The following is a 3,353-nucleotide window of genomic DNA, read 5'->3' as shown; positions in this document are numbered from 1 at the left end:
CTGGCCGAGGCCGAGCGGGAGAGCGTTGTCTCCGAGCGGTTCATCGGGGCCTACCTCGCCGCGCTGCGCGGGGCCGCCGCCGTGCTCGAAGCGCGGGGGCGGCCGCATCGGGGGCGGGCTCGGCCGGCCAGTAGCTGGGTGCTGCTCGACTCCGTCGCGCCCGAGCTGCGCGAGTGGTCCGCCTTCTTCGCGGGCAACTCCGCCACCCGCGCCGCCGCGCAGGCCGGGATCACCGGGAAGGTCACCGGGGAGTCGGCCGCTCAGCTGGTCCGCGCCGCCGGGTTGTTCCTCGAGCTCGTGCGCCGGCTGGTGCACGGCCTGCCGATCAGCGGGGAAGCCCATGTCGCGTGAGCACGGCCCGGTCGACCACGGGCGGCTGCTCACGGCGTTGGGGATCGAGGGCCGGGTACTGGCCGAGGCCGTGCACGCCGCTCCGCTCGAAGCGCCGGTGCCCGCCTGCCCGGGCTGGTCGCTCGGCGAGGTCGCGCGGCACGTCGGGAGCCTGTACCGGATGGTCCGCCGCCGGCTCGCGGACGGCCGCATCCCCGAAGACTGGCAGCGCGATCCCGAACCGGGCCAGCCGCTCCACGAGTTCCTCGAGGCCGGGCTCACCGAGCTGCTCGACGAGCTCGCCGCCCACGACCCCGCCGAGCGCGCCGACACCTGGTGGCCGGCGGACCCGACCTACGGGTTCTGGCGGCGCCGGATGCTGCACGAGACGCTGATCCACCGCGTCGACGTCGAACAGGCGGCGGGCACCGAGCCGCGCGGCGTGCCCGACGACCTCGCGATCGACGGCGTCGACGAGGCGCTCACCCTGTGGTTCGGCCAGAAGCTGCCGATGCTCGGGCTGACCGGCACGAAAGCGGGATCGGTCGGCGTGCGCGCCGGCGCGCACAGCTGGATCGCTCGCGCCGGACCGGAAACCACGGAAGCCTGGCGCTGTTCGGCCGAGGAGGCCGAAGCCGCGGACGACGTCGTGACGGCCGAACCCGGGCGGATCTACCTGTGGCTCTGGGGCCGTGCGTCCCTGACCTCGGTGACCGTGCGGGGTGTGCACGACCAGGCGGCCCAGCTCTGGGCGCTGCTGCGGCTCGCGACCCGATGAACCGGCCGGTGGGGAAGCCGAACCGGAACTGTCGGGGGTGGCGGTTAGCCTGCGCCGCATGAACACGCGCCTGGTGAACCTGGTCGTCGACGCGGCGCGGCCGGAGGTCCTGGCGGACTTCTGGGCCGCGCTGCTCGGCTGGACCGCCGTCGTCGAAGAGCTCGGCGAGATCGATGTGCGCGCCCCGGAGACCGACGGCTGGGACCTGGACCTCGTCTTCGTCCCGGTCCCGGAAGCCAAGGAGGTGAAGAACCGGATCCACCTGGACCTGGCGAGCCAGACCCCCGAGCACCAGGCCGAGCTGGTGGCGCGCGCCCTCGAGTTGGGCGGTGACCGGGTCGACGTCGGCCAGGGCGCGGTGCCGTGGGTCGTGCTGGCGGATCCCGAGGGCAACGAGTTCTGCGTCCTCGAACCCCGGGAGCGCTACGCCGGGACGGGCGCGGTCGCGTCGATCCTGGTCGACGCCCACGAACCGGAGCAGCTGGCGGCGTTCTGGGCGGGGCTCACCGGCTGGCCGGTCCAAGCCCGCGAAGGCGACGTCCTGGTGGGCCTGCGCGCGCCGTCCGGGCGCGGGCCGTGGCTGGAGTTCCTCCGCACCGAAGACGTCAAGCGCGGGAAGAACCGCGTCCACCTGGACATCGCGCCCCCGGCGGGCACCGATCACGCCGCGACGGTGAAGGAGGTCGTCGCGGCCGGCGCGGCGCCCGCGGACCTGGGCGGACCGGCGCTGCCGTGGCGCGTGCTGACCGATCCGGAGGGCAACGAGTTCTGCGTGCTCACCCCGCGGTGACCTAGCTTGGAGGTCATGGAGACCTTCGACTGGGAGGGGCGCCGGATCGCCTGGGAACGCGCCGGCTCCGGGCCCCCGGTGGTGTTCTGCCACGGCACGCCGTGGTCGTCGTGGCTGTGGCGGCCCTTCGCCGAGGCGCTGAGCGGCGATTTCACCGTCTACCTGTGGGACATGCCCGGCTACGGCCGGTCTTCGAAGGACGCCGGCCACGAGGTCGGCTTCGACGTCCAGGCCGATGCCTTCCGGGCGCTGCTCGCGCACTGGGAGCTCGACCGGCCGCACGTCGTCGCCCACGACTACGGCGGCGTCGTCTCGCTGCGCGCCCACCTGGTGCACGGCGTGCCGTACGCGTCGCTGCTGCTGGTTGACGCCGTCGCGATCCCGCCGTCGGGCTCGCCGTTCTTCCAGCTCGTCAAGGAGCACCCGGACGTGCTCGCCCGGGTGCCGCCGTACATCCACGAGGCGCTGGTCCGGGCCTACGTCGCCAACGCGAGCCACCGCGAACTGCGCGCGGCCGACGTCGACGCGCTCGCCGCCCCGTGGCTCGGCGAGGAAGGCCAGCCGGCGCTGTACCGCCAGATCGCGGCGTACGACGAGAGCTACCTGGCCGAGATCGAGAGGCTCCTGGACCGGGCCGACCTGCCCGTGCACGTCCTGTGGGGCACCGAGGACACCTGGATCCCGATCGCCATCGGCGAGCGGCTCGCCGCGGGCATCCCCGGCGCGAAGTTCACCCCGATCCGCGACGCCGGGCACCTGGTCCAGCTGGACGCCCCGGTCGCGCTCGCGACGGAGCTGCGGTCCTGGCTGACGAGTGTTTCGGCGGGGTTGCCGGGCCGCGTCGAACGCTGATCTGCGCGAAACACCGGCGTCCTGGCCCGGCAACAACCACCGGGGACCGTGGGGGCATGGAGACCTCCAGAGCGTTGCCCCAGCCGGGCCGGACGGCCGTCGTCGAGGAACCCGCCGGCGCGTCGGCGTGGCGGGTGCGGGTGCGGGTGCACGACCACCCCGGCACCCTGGCCCGCCTCGCCATCCGGCTCGCCGACCTGGAGTGCAACATCCTCGGCCTGAGCGTGCTGCCGGTGCCCGGCGGGGTGCTGGACGAGATCGTGCTGCGCCCCGCGGCCGGCCTGCCCCGGCGTCGGCTGGTCGAAGCGCTGCGCGCCGAGGGCTGCGAATGCACCGCGATCATCGACGCCGACGTCCACGAGCTGGTCGACCCCTCCGCGTCGACGCTGCTGGCGGCCCGCCGCGCGGTCGACGACCCGGACCGCCTCGCCGAAGTGCTGAAGGACGTTCTCGCCGCGGACGTGGTCACCCTCGTGCCCGCCACGGAGGCGAACCCGGCCCGCATCGAGAGCGGGCACCGGGCGGTGTTCGCGCTGGCCGGCGACAACGCGCTGGTGGCGCGCCGCCGCTGGGCGCCGTTCGTCCAGCTGGAGCTGACCCGCG

Annotated in this window: 4 protein-coding genes and 1 pseudogene; all 5 read left to right on the top strand. The window is 74.4% G+C overall.

All coding sequences use genetic code 11. From position 1 onward, the window contains the following. Positions 1-351 (top strand): SAV_6107 family HEPN domain-containing protein (locus G3I65_RS51730; protein ID WP_239071968.1); only part of this gene is annotated, 351 nt, incomplete at its 5' end. Further along, positions 341-1,108: a maleylpyruvate isomerase family mycothiol-dependent enzyme gene (locus tag G3I65_RS51725; RefSeq protein WP_160703366.1), complete on the top strand. Its 768-nt coding sequence runs from the start codon at positions 341-343 to the stop codon at positions 1,106-1,108. The genes G3I65_RS51730 and G3I65_RS51725, both read left to right, overlap by 11 nt. 58 nt (positions 1,109-1,166) lie before the next feature. Continuing rightward, complete coding sequence (locus tag G3I65_RS51720) at positions 1,167-1,898, top strand: VOC family protein (protein WP_160703364.1); 732 nt, start codon at positions 1,167-1,169, stop codon at positions 1,896-1,898. Positions 1,899-1,913: 15 nt separating this feature from the next. Further along, the gene (locus tag G3I65_RS51715; RefSeq protein ID WP_160703362.1) at positions 1,914-2,750 is read left to right on the top strand and encodes an alpha/beta fold hydrolase; all 837 of its coding nucleotides are present in this window, start codon (positions 1,914-1,916) and stop codon (positions 2,748-2,750) included. 56 nt (positions 2,751-2,806) lie between these two features. Further along, positions 2,807-3,353 (top strand): annotated as a pseudogene (locus G3I65_RS51710) (GNAT family N-acetyltransferase); the annotation flags it as partial.

It is taken from the genome of Amycolatopsis sp. SID8362 (assembly GCF_010550475.1).
Taxonomy (GTDB): Bacteria; Actinomycetota; Actinomycetes; order Mycobacteriales; family Pseudonocardiaceae; genus Amycolatopsis; species Amycolatopsis eburnea.
The sequence above is the reverse complement of the archived record's forward strand: the minus strand, read 5'-3'. Positions and strand labels throughout refer to the sequence as shown.

Excerpts from the sequence above, each read along its gene's own strand:
- G3I65_RS51725 (WP_160703366.1), top strand. The coding sequence starts at position 341 with ATGTCGCGTGAGCACGGCCCGGTCGACCACGGGCGGCTGCTCACGGCG.
- G3I65_RS51720 (WP_160703364.1), top strand. The coding sequence starts at position 1,167 with ATGAACACGCGCCTGGTGAACCTGGTCGTCGACGCGGCGCGGCCGGAG.
- G3I65_RS51715 (WP_160703362.1), top strand. The coding sequence starts at position 1,914 with ATGGAGACCTTCGACTGGGAGGGGCGCCGGATCGCCTGGGAACGCGCC.